Source organism: Desulfoluna spongiiphila, assembly GCF_900101345.1.
GTDB classification, from domain to species: domain Bacteria; phylum Desulfobacterota; class Desulfobacteria; order Desulfobacterales; family Desulfolunaceae; genus Desulfoluna; species Desulfoluna spongiiphila.
In genome coordinates, this window is the sequence record NZ_FMUX01000015.1 from 96313 (window position 1) to 112650 (window position 16338).

Here is a 16338-nt window from a genome sequence, read left to right on the forward strand (position 1 = left end):
TGTTTTTACTGGACGTCAAGGGAGGGTACCGACGGCATCCCCCACGTGGGTCACCGGTACTCCGTGTACTTCTTCGCCTTGCCCCGCACCTTATCGGCCGGGTACTTGGCCTCATTGCTTTTCATTTTCCGCTCCACCGCGTCTTTGATGTCGATATTCAGCACGTCGGCCAGGCGACAGAGGTAGATCTGAACGTCGGCGATCTCATCGGCCACGGCCGACAGTTTCTCGGTGTCCAGCTCAGAGGAGGCTTCCTGGGTCAGCCACTGAAAATGTTCGAGAAGCTCTGCGGCTTCCACCATCAGGGCCATGGAGATGTTTTTGGGGGAATGGAACTGCTCCCAGTCTCGCTCTTGGGCGAACCGTCTCAGCTTCGCCTGGATTTTTTCTGTATTCAAAACGGAATGTCCTCATCATTTTCAGGTATAGGGTGATCGCAGCGGCAATGCTCCTCGTCGTAAAGCGGCAGATACTCCCACATCTCGTTTTCGTGAAGCCAGATGGGATCGGCATTGCGTCGGATGAACTCATCCGGAGTCAATCCGTCGATCATGGGGGGACGCTTAACGCGTTTTTGCTTTCCCCCGATAAAAACAGTCATGTATTCTTTTTTTCGGGCTTTCTTTGCCGCTTTTTCAGCAGCTGTGAGTTTTCGTTTTTTTGCCATGATCACCTCCTGGTGCTCTTATTATCAATCAACGCCCATGGAAATACACCGACCGAAGCCTTGTGGCGAGCTCTTTTCGTTTCCCCCAGCATTTTTTGAGCCCGTCGGCTCTGTGGACCCGGCAGGGCGAACCATGGGGCGGCCCCTCACCGGGACGCGTGCCCCGATACCAGGAAAAAAGGCACCCGAGCCTTCTGTTTTCGCCTATCCTGCGAATTTCGTTGCCCATCCCCCGCGTTCCCCCCTCACCCCCTTTTCGGCCTGACAAAATAAATCCGACAAAAGCTCGAAAAGGCTTGATTGGCGGGCAAAGCGCTGCTATAAGTCCTCTCACAAATCGCCGAAGTGGTGGAATTGGTAGACGCGCTAGTTTCAGGGACTAGTGAGAGCAATCTCGTGGGAGTTCGAGTCTCCCCTTCGGCACCAGATAAAAGACAAAAGCCTCTGCATGAATATGCAGGGGCTTTTTTGTTTCCAGCGCCCCTGCCATCCAGAGAAATGGTCATAAACCGGCGGCAGCGAACCGGAATGTATCCACCTGCTCCCACGTTCCCCCGGAGCCCCTTTCCCGCCTGTCAAGAAAAATGGACGAATCGCATGAAAAGGCTTGATTGACGGGCAAAGCGCTGCTATAAGTCTTCTCACAAATCGCCGAAGTGGTGGAATTGGTAGACGCGCTAGTTTCAGGGACTAGTGAGAGCAATCTCGTGGGAGTTCGAGTCTCCCCTTCGGCACCAAGAATAAAGATAAAAGCCTCTGTACAAACGTGCAGGGGCTTTTTTGTTTTCCGTCAAACCGAAAAATCCATAAAAATCCGCACCAATGAGCCCAAGTTTATGGTTCTCCGACCGCCCGAGCCGTGATAAAGATAACGTACGTTTCCCGAAACATGATTTTCCCCACACACCACAAGAAGGTTTGCATGAACAGATCACGTTTTTACAGCCTTGTCCTGATGCTGGGAATTTCGCTGTGCACCACGGCTCTGCCGACCGCTGCCTCAGCATCGGATGATCCCAACACAGCGTATGTGGAAATCGCGGGAAACCACAACCCGAATGCCGGAGGTGGCGGCGGAGGGCTCTCCCTCTACGGCGACCACACGGCCTTTATGGCCGGCGTCTCGGTATTCAGCTCCTCTGAGCTTGACGACTTTTTTATCGGCTTCAGCCTCGGTGCGCGTTTTCACCGCAAAAACCCGTTTCGATCGTCCGTCACACCTTTCATCGGCCTGGGCGGCTTTTTGGGGTTCACCGAAGAGGAAGAGGAGGCCGAAGACGATGACACCGACAACGACATGGATGGGGAAGTGGACGAAGAGGGTGAGACCGAATCGTCCATTGCAGATACCCTGGCCACCATCTACCCAGAAGTGGGCCTGCACATAAACATCCCCGGCGACGGCATCCTCACCCTGTCGGCACGCTACAACATAACAAGCAAGGGACGTGACTTTGACAGCTGGATTTATGCGTTAGGGTTCACCATCCCCTTCTACTTCTAAGGAGAACCGTAATGCCCCCGCAGCATCTGGAACTGGCCCCCTTCAGCCCAAGCGACTACCCCACCCTTGCCTCATGGATCACCGACGAGCGGATCCAGGCCGTCTGGTCCGCCAACACCTTCCCCTACCCCCTGACCCGCGAAGACCTCGAAGATTTTATGGTCCTTTGCCGCACCGACACCCCTTACCGCGAGTTCATGAAAGCCACGGACGCGGAGACCGGCGACATGGTGGGGGTCTTCAGCCTGAAACGCATCGACAGCATGGGACGCACCGGCCACCTCAGCATGATCATGGTCTCCCCCGAGTGCAGGGGCCGGGGAACAGGCTCGGCCATGGTCCGGGCAGCCATCAAACGGGGCTTTGAAACCAAAGGCTTTCGCCGCATGCAACTCTATGTTTTCAACTTCAACTCCGCCGCCAAAACCTGCTACGAGGCCTGCGGCATGACCAACGAAGGACCGGGCAACCTGAAGATGACGTACAAGGGGGAGCATTGGCAGGTGGAGGTGATGGGGATAGAGAAAGAGGTGATAGGTGATAGGTGATAGGTGATAGGTGATAGGGCGTGTACCGGTGGGGCTCTCCGATCAAGGGAAAATGTCCCCTGCCTTTACCCTGTGAATCTCAAGGGTGTATTCGCTTACAGGGTGGGCGGAAAGTTCGATGGAGATCAGGGCGTCCATGGAGAGAACCTCGACGAGACAGGTGTCGTCGTCGGGGGTTGACGTCAGCCTGGCGGAGGGGCCGGGGTCAACGCTCATGTAGAGATTTTCCCCGCTGCCGGTAATGAGATACCGCTCACCCTCAAAGCCCAGGATCCGGTACCGCGTGATGTGCTCGCCGCCCACGATGTCGCTGACCACAAAGGGGGTTTTCGCTTCTTCCACCCGGATCCAGGTGGTGTCCCGGGAAACGCCTTCATGGGTGTGGATCACATGGTTGACGCAGCCCGGGGCAAGCAGGAGGGACGCCATCAGGAGCACAGCAGCCATCGTTGTTTTCTTCATGGTGAGTCCTTTGACACGAACAAACCGGATAATCAAGCATTCCTTGAATCCCAAGGCCCTTGATCATCCGGTTGTGTCTTTATACGGATGACATTCCCGATCAGTCCTCTTTAATGACGATGCGTTCCAGTCCGTGGGTTTCGAACTCGGTTTCGTATTTGGCGCTCATCTCCCCGAGTTTTTCCATCAGGACCTCTGAGCCCATCGCCTTGATCTTCTCTTCGTCTTCTTCTTCCTCAAAAAGATCCCGCATGCCAAGGCGCTGGGAAAGCTGTGCCCAGAACTCGTGTTCCACGAAGTTTTCCATGATCGCCATGTGACGGCTGTCGGCCAGGGAGTCTTCGGTCTCGATATAATCGTTGTGCTTCTCGCTGAAGGTAAAAAGCGACTCCAGGCCCATTTTTTTGTAATGGGAGAAAATTTTCTTTCGCAGCTCACGGTAGTCCGCGGTCTCTTCCGAGGGCTCAAATTCGTGGGAATGCATCACGTAATCGGCCACCTGGATCATCTCCACCAAAAGGCGGTACTCTTCTTTGGATATGTTCAACAGCATAGGGTGCTCCTGTGTATTCGTACGGTTTATAAGGGTTATAAAAAGGCCCCGTTCAAGCCACCCCGAAAAAGGATCGCCGAGGCCATATGGAATCTATCATGGAACCGGCAGCATATCCCGGTCAAATGCAAGCATCACAAAATAAGTCGGTAGCGCCGTTCAGGCAACAGCCGTCCCCACTGAACACCCTCCCACCTCGATTCAAGGACAAAACCAAAGGATTCGTAGATGCTGCAGGCAGCCCCAAGCCCTTCAAAGGTTTCCACCACCATCTCACGGGCACCGGTCTCCCTTGCAAAACCCACGGCCCGGGCCATCAGAGCCTTTCCAAGGCCATGCCCATGCAGGGACGGGTGAAGAAAAAACCAGCGGAGCGAAACCTCTCCGGGTCTTTCACGACCCGATCGGTCCACGGCCAGAGAGCCCATGACGGCATCGCAGGAAGATGCCATACAGCCTGTATCATTTGCATGATGCATCACCTTGAAAAAAGCGTCCACCCCGGCCTCGTAGCGGTTGAAAAATTCGGAAAGCCCGGTGGCAATCACCCCTTCAAAACGCCGCCCGAGCTGCCAGTGCTCCCGGTAGAAGGCTGCTTCAAGGGAGGTTATCCGGCCGATGAGACCCGTGACGTACCCTTCTTCGACGGCAAGGCAGCCTCCATCCCGAAGGGCCGGGGGTATCGGCGAAGGGCATATCGAATCGTTTGGTACATGGGCCTGCATGAACCGAACCTCCTTATTCAGTGTTCAGTTAGATTGCAAAAAAATAAAAAACATGCCTTCTATGGTTAAAGCCTGATGAATCACAGGGTCAGGAAAAAACAAAAGCAATGCCTCCGGCGGCGAGGTGTACCACCTCGAAAGCAGGTTGCGAATGCGCTTTCCCCTTCGTTCCTCAGGGAAAATCACATTCGCTATTGATTTTGATTGGCCTGAGTCTGTTTTTTAAAACCTGTTTATTAAACTTTTTAAAAGTTTAGCCCTCGGCAGGGGCGCCGGAGGCTTCTTTAACTTGGCTGCCTCCGGCGGCAAGGTGTGCCACCTTGAAAGCAGGTTGCGAATGTGCTTTGCCCCTCGTTCCTCGGGTCACATCACATCCGCCTTTCAAGCAAACGTCGGCCTTAGTCATCGTTTGGGCTACATTACCCCCCCCGAACCCCTTTGTCCCCTGGAGCGCCGCACTCCTGTGCGGCACGGGTAACGACGGACTAAAAAGCCGCACCGGAGTGCGGTGCTCCGTTTCGGTCAATTTTTATCAATTTTTTTTTGAAGCTCACGACCAAACGCTTAGCCCCGGTAGGGCCGCCGGAGGCATCTTTAACCGGGCTGCCTGCTTGAAAGCGCCACGCCGGACAGGATAAACCCGGCGCTGACCAGATGAACCCATCCGATGGGTTCGCCTAAAAAGATCATGGCCTCCACCCCGCTGAACAGGGGAAGAAGATAGTAACAGACTGCGGTGCGCCCCGGCCCGATGAGCATGATGGCCCGATTCCACAGGGCATAGGCTATCAGGGCGGCAAAAATCCCTAAGTAAGCCACCACTCCCATGGAGGCAAGGGGCATCAAAGGGGCTATGGAGAAACCCCGTTCCCAGAAATACGCAGGTGCCAGCATGGCCAGGCCCATAAAAAAGGTGGACGCAAGAAAGGTCAGCATGGAAAGCCCCTGGGGCTTTTGCCTCACCAGCAGGGAGTAAAAGGCGAAAATCAGGGCCGCCACCATCATCAGAAGGTCTCCGCTGTTAAAGCGCATTTTAAGCAGCACACCGGGTGAGCCCCCGGTGATAAGAAGCAGCACCCCGAAAAAAGCCATGAGGGTGCCCACGACCTTGGCTCCGTGCATGCCCTCCCCCTGAAACAGCCAGGCCAGGATCACGATAAACAATGGGGAGACCATGGCAATAAGGGACAGGTTCAAGGCCGTTGTGGCAAGACCGGCTACATAGACAAGGGTGTTAAACAGGGTGACCCCTGAAAAGGCGGTGAGGCAAAGGTACCCCAAGTGCTCTTTCACCCGGGCCCTTTCCCTGATGAGATGCGGCAGGGCAAAGGGAAACAGTACGGCCGAAGCGAAGAACCACCGCCAGAAGGCAAGGGTCACCGGAGGCAGGCTGTGATGGAACCCCCGCGCAACGATGAAGTTCCCCGCCCAGAGAGCCGTGGCTCCCAACGCGCACATAATTCCAAGCCATAATGTTTTCCGATCTTCCATGCCCACACTCCCTTAATCTATATACCTATTCCCTGTGCCGGGCCACCGGGCAGGGTCCCGCCTCACCCGGCGAGGCTTAAGGCTGCCGCCCCGCTCACCAGCGCTGAGGGTATCTCTTCTTTTGACTCGGCCAAAGATTCAGTGGTTACCCCAATTCCCACAGCAAGGCAAGCCCCCTGTGGGAGCACGCCTTCGTTTTCAGCAGGAACACCGGTTCCCGGTATCACTTTTACTGATCCGCGGCCCAAAACACCTGTTGTTCGGCAAATCAAGACGTGATACTCTGCAAAATGGTCATATGGTCGAATTCCGACTGTCTTGACCATTTTTCAACCCACTGAAACACAAAGGTTTGTGAACCATGACCATACTTGACATCGTGACGTATCCGGATAAGAGCCTTGCAGAACACTCAGAAAAAATCACCGAGATTGACGAGACCCTGAAAACCCTCATCGAAGACATGGCCGAGACCATGTTTGAAGCCCCCGGTGCCGGGCTTGCCGCTGTTCAGGTTGGCGTCAGCAAGCAGTTGATTGTTATCAACACCACAGGTGAAGACGAAGAAAACAGCTACATGGCCCTTATCAACCCCGAAATTGTGGAAGCCGACGGCGAGTTCATCTCCGAAGACGAAGGATGCCTGTCCGTTCCCGAATTCCGTGCCACGGTCAAGCGATTCAACCGCGTAAAGGTCACGGCCCAGGATATCGACGGCAACCCCATGGAACTCAATGAAGAAGGATTCCCCGCCGTGGTGCTCCAGCACGAAATCGACCACTTGAAAGGCGTCCTTTTCATCAACCGCATCAGCGCCCTGAAACGTGAGATGTACAAACGAAAAGTCAAAAAATGGATGAAAGGCCGCTAAGCCATGACCAAACCGTCCATTATCTTCATGGGGACCCCCGACTTTGCCGTGAACGCCCTAAGGGCCCTTCACGAAAGCGGGCTCTTTGAGATTGCCCTGGTGGTGAGCCAGCCCGACCGCCCCAAAGGACGCGGCCGGAAACTGGAGCCCACCCCGGTGAAGGCCTATGCCCAGGCCATGGGGTATCGGGTGGAACAACCCGAAACGGTGAAATCCGAGGAGTTCATCCGCCTGGCCGAAGAGATCGCGCCGGACTTTTTTGTGGTGGTGGCCTTCGGCCAGATCCTCAATCAGCGCCTCCTGGATGTGCCCAAGGTATGCCCCGTGAACATCCACGGTTCCCTGCTCCCCAGATACAGAGGGTCCGCCCCCATTCAGCGTGCGGTCATGAACGGTGATGCCGTCACCGGCGTCACCACCATGGTCATGGACCGCGGCATGGACACCGGCGACATGCTCCTCACCGTGAAGACCCCCATCGGACCGGAAGACACGGCAGCCACCCTCCACGACCGCCTCTCCGAGCTGGGGGGCGAGCTCATCGTCAAGACCCTCCCCGGCCTCCTGGACGGAAGTGTGGTGCCCGTGCCCCAGGACAACGAGGCGGCCACCCACGCCGCCATGCTCTCCAAAGCCGAAGGGGAAATCGACTGGAGCGCTCCGGCCCGTATCATCGACTGCCGCCTGCGCGGCATGACCCCCTGGCCCGGTGCCTTCACCTTCCTGGACGGCAAGCGATTGCGTATCCACAAGACCCAGCCTCTTGAGATGCCTGCCACCGATGCCCCCGGCACCGTGGTGACCGGCGGTTCCGAGCTGGTGGTGGCCACAGGCGAAGGGCTCCTGCGCATTGTGGAGCTCCAGGGAGCCAACAGCAAACGCATGCCAGCCGAGGCTTTCCTCCGGGGCAACCCCATAGAGCCGGGTGCCCGCATGGGAAGCTGAAACGGCCCCATGCCCTTCCCCTCATTTGAATCAAACGCCGCCGATGGAATCATGGGCGGCGTTTTTGATGGGCTGAAGACCAATGGATGGCATTTTTCGAATGCCCCCCAGCCCGTAGGGTGCACTCTGTGCACCATGTTCGGGTCTCCAGGGCCTTCGACTTTACCGAGGCCTCAGGGACATGCCACAGCGTTGTTTTGGTGCACGGAGTGCACCCTACAGTTCGCGTTCCCCGTGGGTTTCGGGTTTGGATAGCCGGTTTCGTAACCCCACAGCTCCGGGCGGGGTGTGATATTTTTCGAGCGGCCCTCAGCCCGTCCGGTGCACTCCGTGCACCATGCTCGGGTCACCTATAGAAAACATATTTTTCAATCACTTTAAAAAGCAGGACAACACATGACCCAAGACGCCCGAAGTCTGGCCTTTGAGATACTCACCACCTTTGACAAAAACGCCGAAGCCACCCTGGATGCCGTGATGGACCGAATCACCGGCAAAGCCGAGTTGGACAGGCGAGAGATGGGCCTTGCCAACGCCCTTGTTTACGGGGTTCTTCGCCACAGGGGGCAACTGGACTACACCATCGACCACTTTGCGGCCAAGGGCATCGCCAAAATCGACAAAAAGCTCCTCACCATCCTGCGCATTGCACTCTTTCAACTTCGGTTCATGGACAGGATCCCCGAATCCGCGGCCGTAAACACCGCCGTGGAGCTGGCCAAGGTCCACGCCTCCGAAAAATCCGGCGGGTTTGTCAACGCCCTGCTGCGCAACTGCCTCAGGGAACCGGATCAGCCGTCCCTGGACGATCTCTCCCCGGAAAAAAAGCTGGCCGTCACCACCTCCATGCCCGTGTGGCTGGTGGAAAAATGGATTGAACGCATGGGCCATGAAGAGACTGCGGCCCTGTGTCGGGCCTCCAACGAGATCGCCCCCATCACGGTGCGCACCAACTCCCTGAAAACCACCAGGGAAGAGCTCTTTGAGCGCCTGGCGCCCCAGGTGGAGACCCTTTCCCCCACGCCCGTATCCCCTCTGGGCCTCTCCTTTACCTCCCCGAAAGCCCCCATTTTCGAAATGGACGCCTTTAAAGAGGGATTGTTCCAGGTTCAGGACGAAGCAGCCCAGCTCATCGCCCTCATGGTGAACCCAAAGCCCGGCTCGCGGATTCTTGACGTCTGTGCGGGAGTGGGCGGCAAGTCCGGCCACCTGGCCCAGGTGATGGAAAACCAGGGGGAGCTGGTCTCCATGGACGTGGAAGCGTATAAACTCCAGAGCCTTGCCCGGGAGATGAAACGCCTCGGTATCACCAACATCACCACCCACGCCTGCGACCTCACCCGCGAGAGCCCCGATCTCATCGGAGATGGCTTTGACGCCGTCCTCGTGGACGCCCCCTGCTCCGGCCTCGGCGTCATCCGCCGAAACCCGGACACCAAGTGGAAATACTTCAAGCGCAACGCCACCCGCCATGCAAAAAAACAAAAGGCCATCCTCTCCGCCGCAGCCCGCTGCGTGCGCCCCGGCGGCACCCTTGTCTATGCGGTCTGTTCCATGGAACCCGAAGAAAATGGAACCGTGGTGGAGGCCTTCCTTGAAAAACACACGGATTTTCGTATGATGAAACCCTTTGACACCGTTCCCCAAGGGGCCGAGGCCTTCATCACCTCCGAAGGGTACGTGGCCACCCTGCCCCACAAAAACGGAATGGACGGCTTCTTTGCCGCCCGCATGGTGCGGAAAGAAAAGTAAAATTTCAGGTAACTATTCAGTTTATGCCTCCGGCGGTCCTGCCGGGGGCTAAACGTTCAATAAGTGAAACAAACAGGTCGTAAAACACATTTCAGATGAAGTCTCTTTCAAAGGCGGATGTGGTTTGACCCGAGGAACGAGGGGCAAAGCGAATCCGCAACTGCTTTCAAGGTGGCACACCTTGCCGCCGGAGGCTTTTTTGCAATCGGCACCTCTGCATGCCGAATTAAAATCGGGGAATCATCATGTTCAAGGGTCTTCTCAAGTTCGTCACTCTCTTCATTCTCTTCGTCACCGCCGCCGGTGCCGCGTCCTTTGTGACCCTTACCTACATCATCGGCAATGAAAAGAGCGTGGTGGTCCCCGACCTGGTGGGGCGCGACGTTATCTACGTCCTGGAGACCCTCTCCACCATGGAACTCAACACCAAGGTCAAGGGCTCCGAGTTCTCACCCCGCATCCCCAGAAACCGCGTCATCTTCCAGGACCCTGAGCCCGGAACCCGCATGAAACGGGGCCGGGACGTGCGGATTGTCTTCTCCAAAGGACCCCAGCTGGTGGCCATGCCGTCGCTGAAACACCTGGCCCTTGCAGAAGCCAAAATCCAGCTCACGGAGATGGGCCTTGAATTCGGCGTCACCTCCGCCCTCTTCCACCCGGGGGTTGAGAAAGGGGCCGTCATCGCCCACGTACCGTCACCCGGCGCCCTTGTCACCCGAGGGGACAAGGTGGACCTGCTGCTGAGCAACGGGAAAAAGCCCAAAGCCATAATGATGGCGGATCTCACGACCAACCCCCTGGACATGGCCCTGGAGCGCATCGAATCCATGGGTCTAAAGGTGGGCACCATCACCTCCACCCCCTCAAAAAAAGCCGAACGCAACAGCGTGCTGGACCAATCCCCGAAACCCGGCTTCAAGGTCACCCAGGGCCAGATCGTGGACATCACCATCAACAGGGCCCCACGCCCCGACTCCGAAGCCACCGGCACAGGAGCCACCGGATCCCGCCTCTTTACCTGGCGCATAGATGAAGGCTTCCTCAAAAAAAGAGTGAAGATCCAGCTGGTTGGAGATCGCCACACCGATACCATCCTGGACAGGGAAGCGCTTCCCGGAGAAGAACTTTGGGTCCTTGTCCCCACCTTTGAACGCACAACCCTCTTCCTTTATGAAAACGGGCATCTCAAAGAGACGCGTTTTTTTGATTAAGGCGATTGATTTTCAGGGCTGTTCGGGATAAGAAAGCATCAAATCACTTTTTATCAACCCCATGAAATATCAGGATGTTATCCATGTCCATTATTGCACCTTCCATATTGTCGGCAGACTTTTCGAAACTTGGAGACGAAATCAAGGCGGTGGAGGCTGCCGGAGCCGGCTGGATCCACATTGACGTCATGGACGGCCACTTCGTGCCCAACCTCACCTACGGCCCCATCATTGTGGAAGCCTCCAAAAAGGTAACGGACCTGCCCCTGGACGTTCACCTCATGATCGAAAAGCCTGACCTTCTCATCCCGGACTTCGTCAAGGCCGGTGCGGACTGGATCTCCGTTCACGCCGAGGCGTGCACCCACCTCAACCGTTCCATTCAGCTCATCAAATCCCTTGGGGCCAAAGCAGGCGTGGCCTTGAACCCGGCTACCCCGGTGAGCGCCATCGAGTGGGTCATCGACGAGCTTGATTTTGTCCTTGTCATGAGCGTGAACCCCGGATTCGGCGGGCAGTCCTTCATCGAGAACAGCCTCGACAAGGTGCGGGAGATCAAGAAAATGATCACCGACAAAGGGCTCTCCACCCTCATCCAGATCGACGGCGGGGTCAACAAAAAGACCGTTCGCGATATTGCTGCAGCCGGTGTGGACTCCTTTGTGGCCGGTTCCGCCATCTTCGGCAGCGAAAGCTACGAGGAGACCATCTCCTTTCTCAAAAAAGAGATCGAGGACGCGGCACACTAAAGGCTGCGCCTGCAACGGATTGCTCCGGCGGCCCTGCCGGGGCAATCCCGCTGAAAAACATTTTATCTGAGTGTGTTCCCAACCAACCACGCAAGACGCGACGGCCCCGGCCGTTGCCATCCGAAGGGAGGCCCCTTGTGAAGCCCATGGTCATCGACGTTATTCATGGCCCCAACCTCAACATGCTTGGGCGCCGGGAACCTGAGATCTACGGCACCACCACCCTTGCCGACATCGACCGGGAGCTCGAAGCCCTGGGAACCACCCACGGGGCGGATGTGGAGAGTTTTCAGTCCAACTCCGAAGGGGAGATCGTGGACCGCATCCAGGAGGCCTACGGACGGGTCAGCGGGCTCATCATCAACCCGGCGGCCTACACCCACACCAGCGTTGCCATTCGGGACGCCCTGGCCATGCTCTCCTGCCCCATTGTGGAGATCCATCTCTCCAACATCCACAAACGGGAACCCTTCCGCCACCACTCCCACGTCTCGGGTGTGGCAGACGGGATCATCGCCGGTTTCGGTGCCAGGGGCTACCGGATGGCCCTTGAAGCCGTCCTCGATATGATCCGTGAACAGAAATAACAAGGCCTGCCTGAATGGAACCCAATCAAACCTTTCTCAACCTGCCCGATGAAAAAAAACGCCGCATCGAAAATGCGGCTGCCGATGAATTTTCAGACAACGGGTACCGCAGCGCGAGCATCAACGCCATCGTCTCCAGGGTCGGCATTGCCAAGGGCTCCATCTTCCAGTATTTCGGTGACAAAAAAGGACTTTTCCTTTTTATTTTCGGGCAGTCCGTGGAAAAGGTGAAGGACTACTTAAAGGAGGTCCGAGACGCCACCGCCGATGCCCCCTTGGGGGTTCGCCTGGAAGAGACCCTAAAGGCCGGGGTGGGGTTCACCCGAAAACACCCTGTGATCTACCGGCTCTATGTCCGCACCCTGGCGGAAAAAGAGATCCCTTTTCGCTCCGAGATCCTCACCTCCATCCGGCGCTACAGCCTGGAGTACCTTCGTTCCCTCCTTGAAACAGCCCGGGAAAAGGGAGAACTCCGGGACGGGGTAAATGTCGAGGCCGCCTGTTTTATCATCGATGCCGCCATGGACCGCTTCCTCCAGGCCCTGACCCTCCCCCACATGGACGGCGGGCTGGGCATCCACAACGCCGATGACGAGGAGCTAAAGCAGCGGATAAAAATCCTCTGCGACAGCCTCCTCACCGGGGTGACCCCATGAGCCCGATCCTTATCCTCGCCGCGGTCCACGCAGAGCTGGCCCCCATGCTGGCGCGCCTTGACAGCCCTGAGCCCATGAACATTGCCGGTCGCACCGCCTTTACCGCCACCATGGGCAATAAAAAACTCATCGCCCTTGTGGGCGGCCCCGGGGCCGTAAACACCGCCCAGGCCCTCACCGCAGCCATCGAACACCTCTCTCCGTCCCTTATTGTCCAGACAGGATGTGCAGGGGGCTTTGCAGAGGCGGGAGTATCCGTAGGGGACGTGGCCGTGGCCACCGAAGAGATCGACATCCACATGGGCCTTGAGGCCGACACCGAAGAAAAAAGCGTGCGCCTTGCCCCCCTGCCCTTTGCCCTGATGGAAAGAAACGGAAAAGAGTACAGACACCGCTTCCTGCTGGACCGGGACCTCGCAGGGGATGCCATGGCCGCCATACGAAACCGGGGCCTTTCAGGCTTTCACCTCCACAAAGGCTCCTTTGTGAGCGGCTCCACCATCACGGCCACCCAGGCACGGGCAAAAAGCCTCTTTACCCTTTACTGCCCGGTCATGGAGTCCATGGAAGGGGCCGCCGCCGCCCACATCGCCCTGCACTACGGCATCCCCTTCCTTGAAATCAGGGGAGCCAGCAACCTGGTGGGCGCACGCAACAGAGACGCCTGGAACCTGCCTTTGGCCTTTGAAAACAGCTGCGCGTGCCTGATGGCGGTGTTACAGGAGACCATGTAACGGCAGGGGATAAATCCCCTGCACCCCAGGTTCGCAAATGCTCCGTCCCTTCGTTCCTCAGGGACCTCACATTTGCTGAAGGGCTGTGCCCGTGGCTGAACAGCTCCCTTTTGTAAAAATAGCGACCTTTTGAGGCGCTTTTCATAAAGCTGACCATATAAACACGCCATAGAACACAAACGACATTTAGACCCACAGGCACATGCAATGAATCGAACCCTGGCATACTCCACCTGTCCCAACGACACGTTCATTTTCCATGCCCTCGTCCACGGCCTTGTGAAAGCGGAAGGCACTGACTTTAAAACCCACCTCCACGACGTGGAAGCCTTGAACGGCTTTGCCACAGAGAGAACCTTTGACGTCACCAAGCTCTCCTTTGCGGCGTTGGGCCACCTGCGCCACCGCTACGCGCTCCTGCGCAGCGGTGCTGCCCTGGGCAGGGGCTGCGGCCCCCTCATCGTGGCAAAGCCCGGTTTCGACCCCAAACGCCTGAAAGAGGTCCCCATCGCCGTTCCGGGCCTCATGACGACTGCCCACCTCCTGCTGGGCCTCTACCTTGGCCAGTCCCCCAACTCCGCCCCCATGGTCTTTGACACCATCATGCCCAAGGTGGCCGCAGGAGAGTTCGAGGCAGGCCTTATCATCCACGAAAGCCGTTTCACCTATGCCGACCATGGCCTCACCTGCGTGGATGATTTAGGAGCCTTCTGGGAGCGTGAAACCGACCTTCCCATACCCCTGGGGGGCATTGCCGCCGCCCGTGACCTGCCCAAAGACGAGATCACCCGCATCGATGCCGCCATCTCCCAGAGCGTGACATACGCCTTTGCCCACCCCAACGCCTCCCGGGACTACATCCGCAGCCACGCAGTGGAGCTCTCCGACGAGGTCACCCAGAGCCACATCGACCTCTACGTCAACGATTTTTCCATTGATTTGGGCGACGAAGGCATCGCCGCCGTGGAAGCCCTCATGGACAGAGCAGAAAAGAGCGGGCTCATCCCGCAGTCTGAGGCGCCCTTGTTTGTGTAAGGGACCAGAAAAAAGACAAAAGCAAAAAAATGATGCCTCCGGCGGCAAGGTGTGCCACCTTGGGAGCAAATTTCCGCAGGGCTTTGCCCCTCGTTCCTCGGGTCAAATCCCTGCGGTATTCCGGCAAGACATTGTATTATTTTATTTCCAGCACCATACGAAAGGTGTTGGCAGTCCCGAATCTGATCGGGACGCTATACCGGCAGGATAATCCAAATCCCCACGGTACGCGATGAACCGTAGGGTGCACTCCGTGCACCAGAATGACACCTTCCAATAATCCCTGAACATATCTACTACCAATTCCCCTGGATACCCGAACATGGTGCACAGAGTGCACCCTACGGGCTGGCGGCTTCACGGGAGATGTCGGTAACCCCAAACCTGGTCGGGACGCTATACCGGCAGAATAATCCCAATATCCCCGATACGCGATGAACCGTAGGGTGCACTCCGTGCACCAGAATGACACCTTCCAATAATCCCTGAACATATCTACTACCAATTCCCCTGGATACCCGAACATGATGCACAGAGTGCGCCCAACAGGCTGGGGGCTTCACGGGAGATGTCGGTAACCCCAAACCTGGTCGGGACGCTATACCGGCAGAATAATCCAAATTCCCCCGGTACGCGATGAACCGTAGGGTGCACTCCGTGCACCAGAATGACACCTTCCAATAATCCCTGAACATCTCTAATACCAATGCCCTTGGATACCCGAACATGGTGCACAGAGTGCACCCTACGGGCTGGCGGTCATTCGGAAAGATGGCATCATCCCTCGAAGCTGGATAGAGAGCACAAACCGACCGATTCAATCACACAGCAAAAGCGCGGGGATGGGGTATGGAATGGGGAAATTCCCTTGAAGGCAGGATGTCAAAAGAAGAGGCAAAAGCGGGGACGACTTTCTTGGGGAGAAGGCCGTATCGGTAAAGCTGCTCAAAGTAGAGGGAGAGACCTTTGATCTCTGCCTCACCCAGGGAGACCACGAGGTGGTTAAAGTAGCGCGTCAGAACCTCGTCGGAAAGCCCTGTTTTTGCCTGGGTATCAGCCACAATGCCCGGCATATCCGAAAGCCCCCTGGCCCGGGAACGATGGAACAGCTCCACGAGACGATCCACCACAGCCGGGGCCATGGCGCAAAAATCCTTCCGTATGGCCCACACGGCAAAAACAAAGGGCAATCCCGTCATCTTCTTCCATTCAAGGCCCAGGTCATAGACATACGGAAACTGACCTTGCCAGTCCGTAAGAAGGGCGGAGTCTCCGATGACCAGGGCGCCTTTCACCCCCTCGGGGAGATCCGAGGGCGTGTGGACCCGACCCGGCTGGATCTCCGGGCGTACCCCTTTTTCCCGTAAAAGAATCCGCAGCAGCTCCACTGAAGTTGCCGACTCCTCCGTCACGATAACGCGTTGCCCGTCCAGCTCTTCCATGGGCGTGTCTGAGACGAACAGGACGCTCAAGACCTTTCCGTCACAGGCAATGGAAAGATCGGGCAGGAGCAGCCACTGGTCTGCGTTGCGTGCATAGGCCACCGAGGAGACCGGACTCATCACCACCTCGCCGTCCCTGAGCATGGTGTTGAGGGTCGCCGGGGGCTCGGTCACCATGGAGAGCCACGCCGGACAGTCCCCATGGTCGATACCATGGTAAACCGGCGATACGTTGATATAGCTGATACGTCCTATGGGAATCTTGCTCATGACGGTGCCTTCTGTGGTTAAATTCGGAAGAAAAGCAGCCTCCGGCGGCAAGGTGTGCCACCTTGAAAGCTGGTTGCGGATGCGCTTTGCCCCTCGTTCCTCGGGCCAAAGCGCATCCGCATGTAAACAAGATGTA

The 16338-nt window shown here is 57.0% G+C and carries 18 protein-coding genes and 2 tRNA genes; 13 read left to right on the forward strand and 7 right to left on the reverse strand.

The window, feature by feature from the left end; translation table 11 throughout:
• Positions 1–50: 50 nt before the first annotated feature.
• Together BLQ12_RS18350 and BLQ12_RS18355 are read right to left on the reverse strand one after the other, a co-directional pair.
• A complete protein-coding gene (locus BLQ12_RS18350) occupies positions 51–398 on the reverse strand; it encodes a nucleotide pyrophosphohydrolase (protein ID WP_254782080.1) in 348 nt (115 codons plus the stop codon).
• Positions 395–667 carry a hypothetical protein gene (locus tag BLQ12_RS18355; RefSeq protein WP_092212771.1) on the reverse strand — a complete coding sequence of 91 codons (273 nt, stop codon included), beginning with the start codon at positions 665–667 and terminating at the stop codon, positions 395–397. Before BLQ12_RS18355 ends, BLQ12_RS18350 begins: the two co-directional genes overlap by 4 nt.
• 339 nt (positions 668–1006) lie before the next feature.
• On the opposite strand from BLQ12_RS18355, the gene BLQ12_RS18360 reads away from it, so the two are divergent.
• The 4 genes from BLQ12_RS18360 to BLQ12_RS18375 all read left to right on the forward strand — a co-directional run bounded on the left by BLQ12_RS18360 (position 1007) and on the right by BLQ12_RS18375 (position 2719).
• A tRNA-Leu gene (locus BLQ12_RS18360) sits at positions 1007–1093 on the forward strand.
• A 224-nt stretch (positions 1094–1317) separates the two neighbouring features.
• Positions 1318–1404, forward strand: a tRNA-Leu gene (locus BLQ12_RS18365).
• A gap of 185 nt (positions 1405–1589) precedes the next feature.
• Positions 1590–2171, forward strand: a complete 582-nt coding sequence (locus tag BLQ12_RS18370; RefSeq protein ID WP_092212773.1) for a hypothetical protein — start codon at positions 1590–1592, stop codon at positions 2169–2171.
• An 11-nt stretch (positions 2172–2182) separates the two neighbouring features.
• Positions 2183–2719 (forward strand): GNAT family N-acetyltransferase, encoded by a 537-nt coding sequence (locus BLQ12_RS18375; RefSeq protein ID WP_092212775.1) that lies wholly within the window; start codon positions 2183–2185, stop codon positions 2717–2719.
• A gap of 42 nt (positions 2720–2761) precedes the next feature.
• Here BLQ12_RS18375 and BLQ12_RS18380 read toward each other — a convergent pair whose 3' ends face one another.
• From BLQ12_RS18380 to BLQ12_RS18395, 4 genes are all read right to left on the reverse strand, one after another.
• Positions 2762–3181, reverse strand: a complete 420-nt coding sequence (locus tag BLQ12_RS18380; protein WP_139164026.1) for a hypothetical protein — start codon at positions 3179–3181, stop codon at positions 2762–2764.
• A 100-nt stretch (positions 3182–3281) separates the two neighbouring features.
• A complete protein-coding gene (locus BLQ12_RS18385) occupies positions 3282–3734 on the reverse strand; it encodes a hypothetical protein (RefSeq protein ID WP_092212779.1) in 453 nt (150 codons plus the stop codon).
• 134 nt (positions 3735–3868) lie between these two features.
• The gene (locus BLQ12_RS18390; protein ID WP_092212781.1) at positions 3869–4459 is read right to left on the reverse strand and encodes a GNAT family N-acetyltransferase; all 591 of its coding nucleotides are present in this window, start codon (positions 4457–4459) and stop codon (positions 3869–3871) included.
• Positions 4460–5053: 594 nt separating this feature from the next.
• Entirely contained in the window at positions 5054–5917 is an 864-nt protein-coding gene (locus BLQ12_RS18395; RefSeq protein WP_175469923.1) for a DMT family transporter, read from the reverse strand.
• A gap of 394 nt (positions 5918–6311) precedes the next feature.
• Here BLQ12_RS18395 and def point away from each other — a divergent pair, with 394 nt between their 5' ends.
• The 9 genes from def to BLQ12_RS18440 all read left to right on the forward strand — a co-directional run bounded on the left by def (position 6312) and on the right by BLQ12_RS18440 (position 14490).
• Complete coding sequence (gene def, locus BLQ12_RS18400; protein WP_092212785.1) at positions 6312–6821, forward strand: peptide deformylase; 510 nt, start codon at positions 6312–6314, stop codon at positions 6819–6821.
• 3 nt (positions 6822–6824) lie between these two features.
• Positions 6825–7766, forward strand: a complete 942-nt coding sequence (gene fmt, locus BLQ12_RS18405; protein WP_092212787.1) for a methionyl-tRNA formyltransferase — start codon at positions 6825–6827, stop codon at positions 7764–7766.
• A gap of 396 nt (positions 7767–8162) precedes the next feature.
• Entirely contained in the window at positions 8163–9518 is a 1356-nt protein-coding gene (gene rsmB / locus BLQ12_RS18410) for a 16S rRNA (cytosine(967)-C(5))-methyltransferase RsmB (RefSeq protein ID WP_092212789.1), read from the forward strand.
• A gap of 245 nt (positions 9519–9763) precedes the next feature.
• A complete protein-coding gene (locus BLQ12_RS18415) occupies positions 9764–10729 on the forward strand; it encodes a PASTA domain-containing protein (RefSeq protein ID WP_092212791.1) in 966 nt (321 codons plus the stop codon).
• Positions 10730–10812: 83 nt separating this feature from the next.
• The gene (gene rpe, locus BLQ12_RS18420) at positions 10813–11478 is read left to right on the forward strand and encodes a ribulose-phosphate 3-epimerase (protein WP_092212793.1); all 666 of its coding nucleotides are present in this window, start codon (positions 10813–10815) and stop codon (positions 11476–11478) included.
• A gap of 146 nt (positions 11479–11624) precedes the next feature.
• A complete protein-coding gene (aroQ, locus tag BLQ12_RS18425; RefSeq protein ID WP_092212898.1) occupies positions 11625–12065 on the forward strand; it encodes a type II 3-dehydroquinate dehydratase in 441 nt (146 codons plus the stop codon).
• A 14-nt stretch (positions 12066–12079) separates the two neighbouring features.
• Positions 12080–12721: a TetR/AcrR family transcriptional regulator gene (locus tag BLQ12_RS18430; protein WP_092212795.1), complete on the forward strand. Its 642-nt coding sequence runs from the start codon at positions 12080–12082 to the stop codon at positions 12719–12721.
• The gene (mqnB, locus tag BLQ12_RS18435; protein WP_092212797.1) at positions 12718–13455 is read left to right on the forward strand and encodes a futalosine hydrolase; all 738 of its coding nucleotides are present in this window, start codon (positions 12718–12720) and stop codon (positions 13453–13455) included. The genes BLQ12_RS18430 and mqnB overlap by 4 nt, the downstream gene beginning before the upstream one ends.
• Positions 13456–13662: 207 nt before the next feature.
• Complete coding sequence (locus tag BLQ12_RS18440) at positions 13663–14490, forward strand: 1,4-dihydroxy-6-naphtoate synthase (RefSeq protein WP_092212799.1); 828 nt, start codon at positions 13663–13665, stop codon at positions 14488–14490.
• 821 nt (positions 14491–15311) lie between these two features.
• Here the strand turns inward: BLQ12_RS18440 and BLQ12_RS18445 are convergent.
• Positions 15312–16202 (reverse strand): menaquinone biosynthetic enzyme MqnA/MqnD family protein, encoded by an 891-nt coding sequence (locus BLQ12_RS18445; protein ID WP_139164027.1) that lies wholly within the window; start codon positions 16200–16202, stop codon positions 15312–15314.
• Between the last annotated feature and the right edge of the window lie 136 nt (positions 16203–16338).

What these genes read in the sequence shown, in the direction of transcription:
- BLQ12_RS18370 (WP_092212773.1), top strand. Translation starts at nt 1,590, where the DNA reads ATGAACAGATCACGTTTTTACAGCCTTGTCCTGATGCTGGGAATTTCG.
- aroQ (WP_092212898.1), top strand. Translation starts at nt 11,625, where the DNA reads ATGGTCATCGACGTTATTCATGGCCCCAACCTCAACATGCTTGGGCGC.
- rpe (WP_092212793.1), top strand. Translation starts at nt 10,813, where the DNA reads ATGTCCATTATTGCACCTTCCATATTGTCGGCAGACTTTTCGAAACTT.
- mqnB (WP_092212797.1), top strand. Translation starts at nt 12,718, where the DNA reads ATGAGCCCGATCCTTATCCTCGCCGCGGTCCACGCAGAGCTGGCCCCC.
- BLQ12_RS18375 (WP_092212775.1), top strand. Translation starts at nt 2,183, where the DNA reads ATGCCCCCGCAGCATCTGGAACTGGCCCCCTTCAGCCCAAGCGACTAC.
- rsmB (WP_092212789.1), top strand. Translation starts at nt 8,163, where the DNA reads ATGACCCAAGACGCCCGAAGTCTGGCCTTTGAGATACTCACCACCTTT.
- BLQ12_RS18430 (WP_092212795.1), top strand. Translation starts at nt 12,080, where the DNA reads ATGGAACCCAATCAAACCTTTCTCAACCTGCCCGATGAAAAAAAACGC.
- BLQ12_RS18385 (WP_092212779.1), bottom strand. Translation starts at nt 3,734, where the DNA reads ATGCTGTTGAACATATCCAAAGAAGAGTACCGCCTTTTGGTGGAGATG.
- fmt (WP_092212787.1), top strand. Translation starts at nt 6,825, where the DNA reads ATGACCAAACCGTCCATTATCTTCATGGGGACCCCCGACTTTGCCGTG.
- BLQ12_RS18440 (WP_092212799.1), top strand. Translation starts at nt 13,663, where the DNA reads ATGAATCGAACCCTGGCATACTCCACCTGTCCCAACGACACGTTCATT.
- BLQ12_RS18380 (WP_139164026.1), bottom strand. Translation starts at nt 3,181, where the DNA reads ATGAAGAAAACAACGATGGCTGCTGTGCTCCTGATGGCGTCCCTCCTG.
- BLQ12_RS18355 (WP_092212771.1), bottom strand. Translation starts at nt 667, where the DNA reads ATGGCAAAAAAACGAAAACTCACAGCTGCTGAAAAAGCGGCAAAGAAA.
- def (WP_092212785.1), top strand. Translation starts at nt 6,312, where the DNA reads ATGACCATACTTGACATCGTGACGTATCCGGATAAGAGCCTTGCAGAA.
- BLQ12_RS18390 (WP_092212781.1), bottom strand. Translation starts at nt 4,459, where the DNA reads ATGCAGGCCCATGTACCAAACGATTCGATATGCCCTTCGCCGATACCC.
- BLQ12_RS18445 (WP_139164027.1), bottom strand. Translation starts at nt 16,202, where the DNA reads ATGAGCAAGATTCCCATAGGACGTATCAGCTATATCAACGTATCGCCG.
- BLQ12_RS18395 (WP_175469923.1), bottom strand. Translation starts at nt 5,917, where the DNA reads ATGTGCGCGTTGGGAGCCACGGCTCTCTGGGCGGGGAACTTCATCGTT.
- BLQ12_RS18415 (WP_092212791.1), top strand. Translation starts at nt 9,764, where the DNA reads ATGTTCAAGGGTCTTCTCAAGTTCGTCACTCTCTTCATTCTCTTCGTC.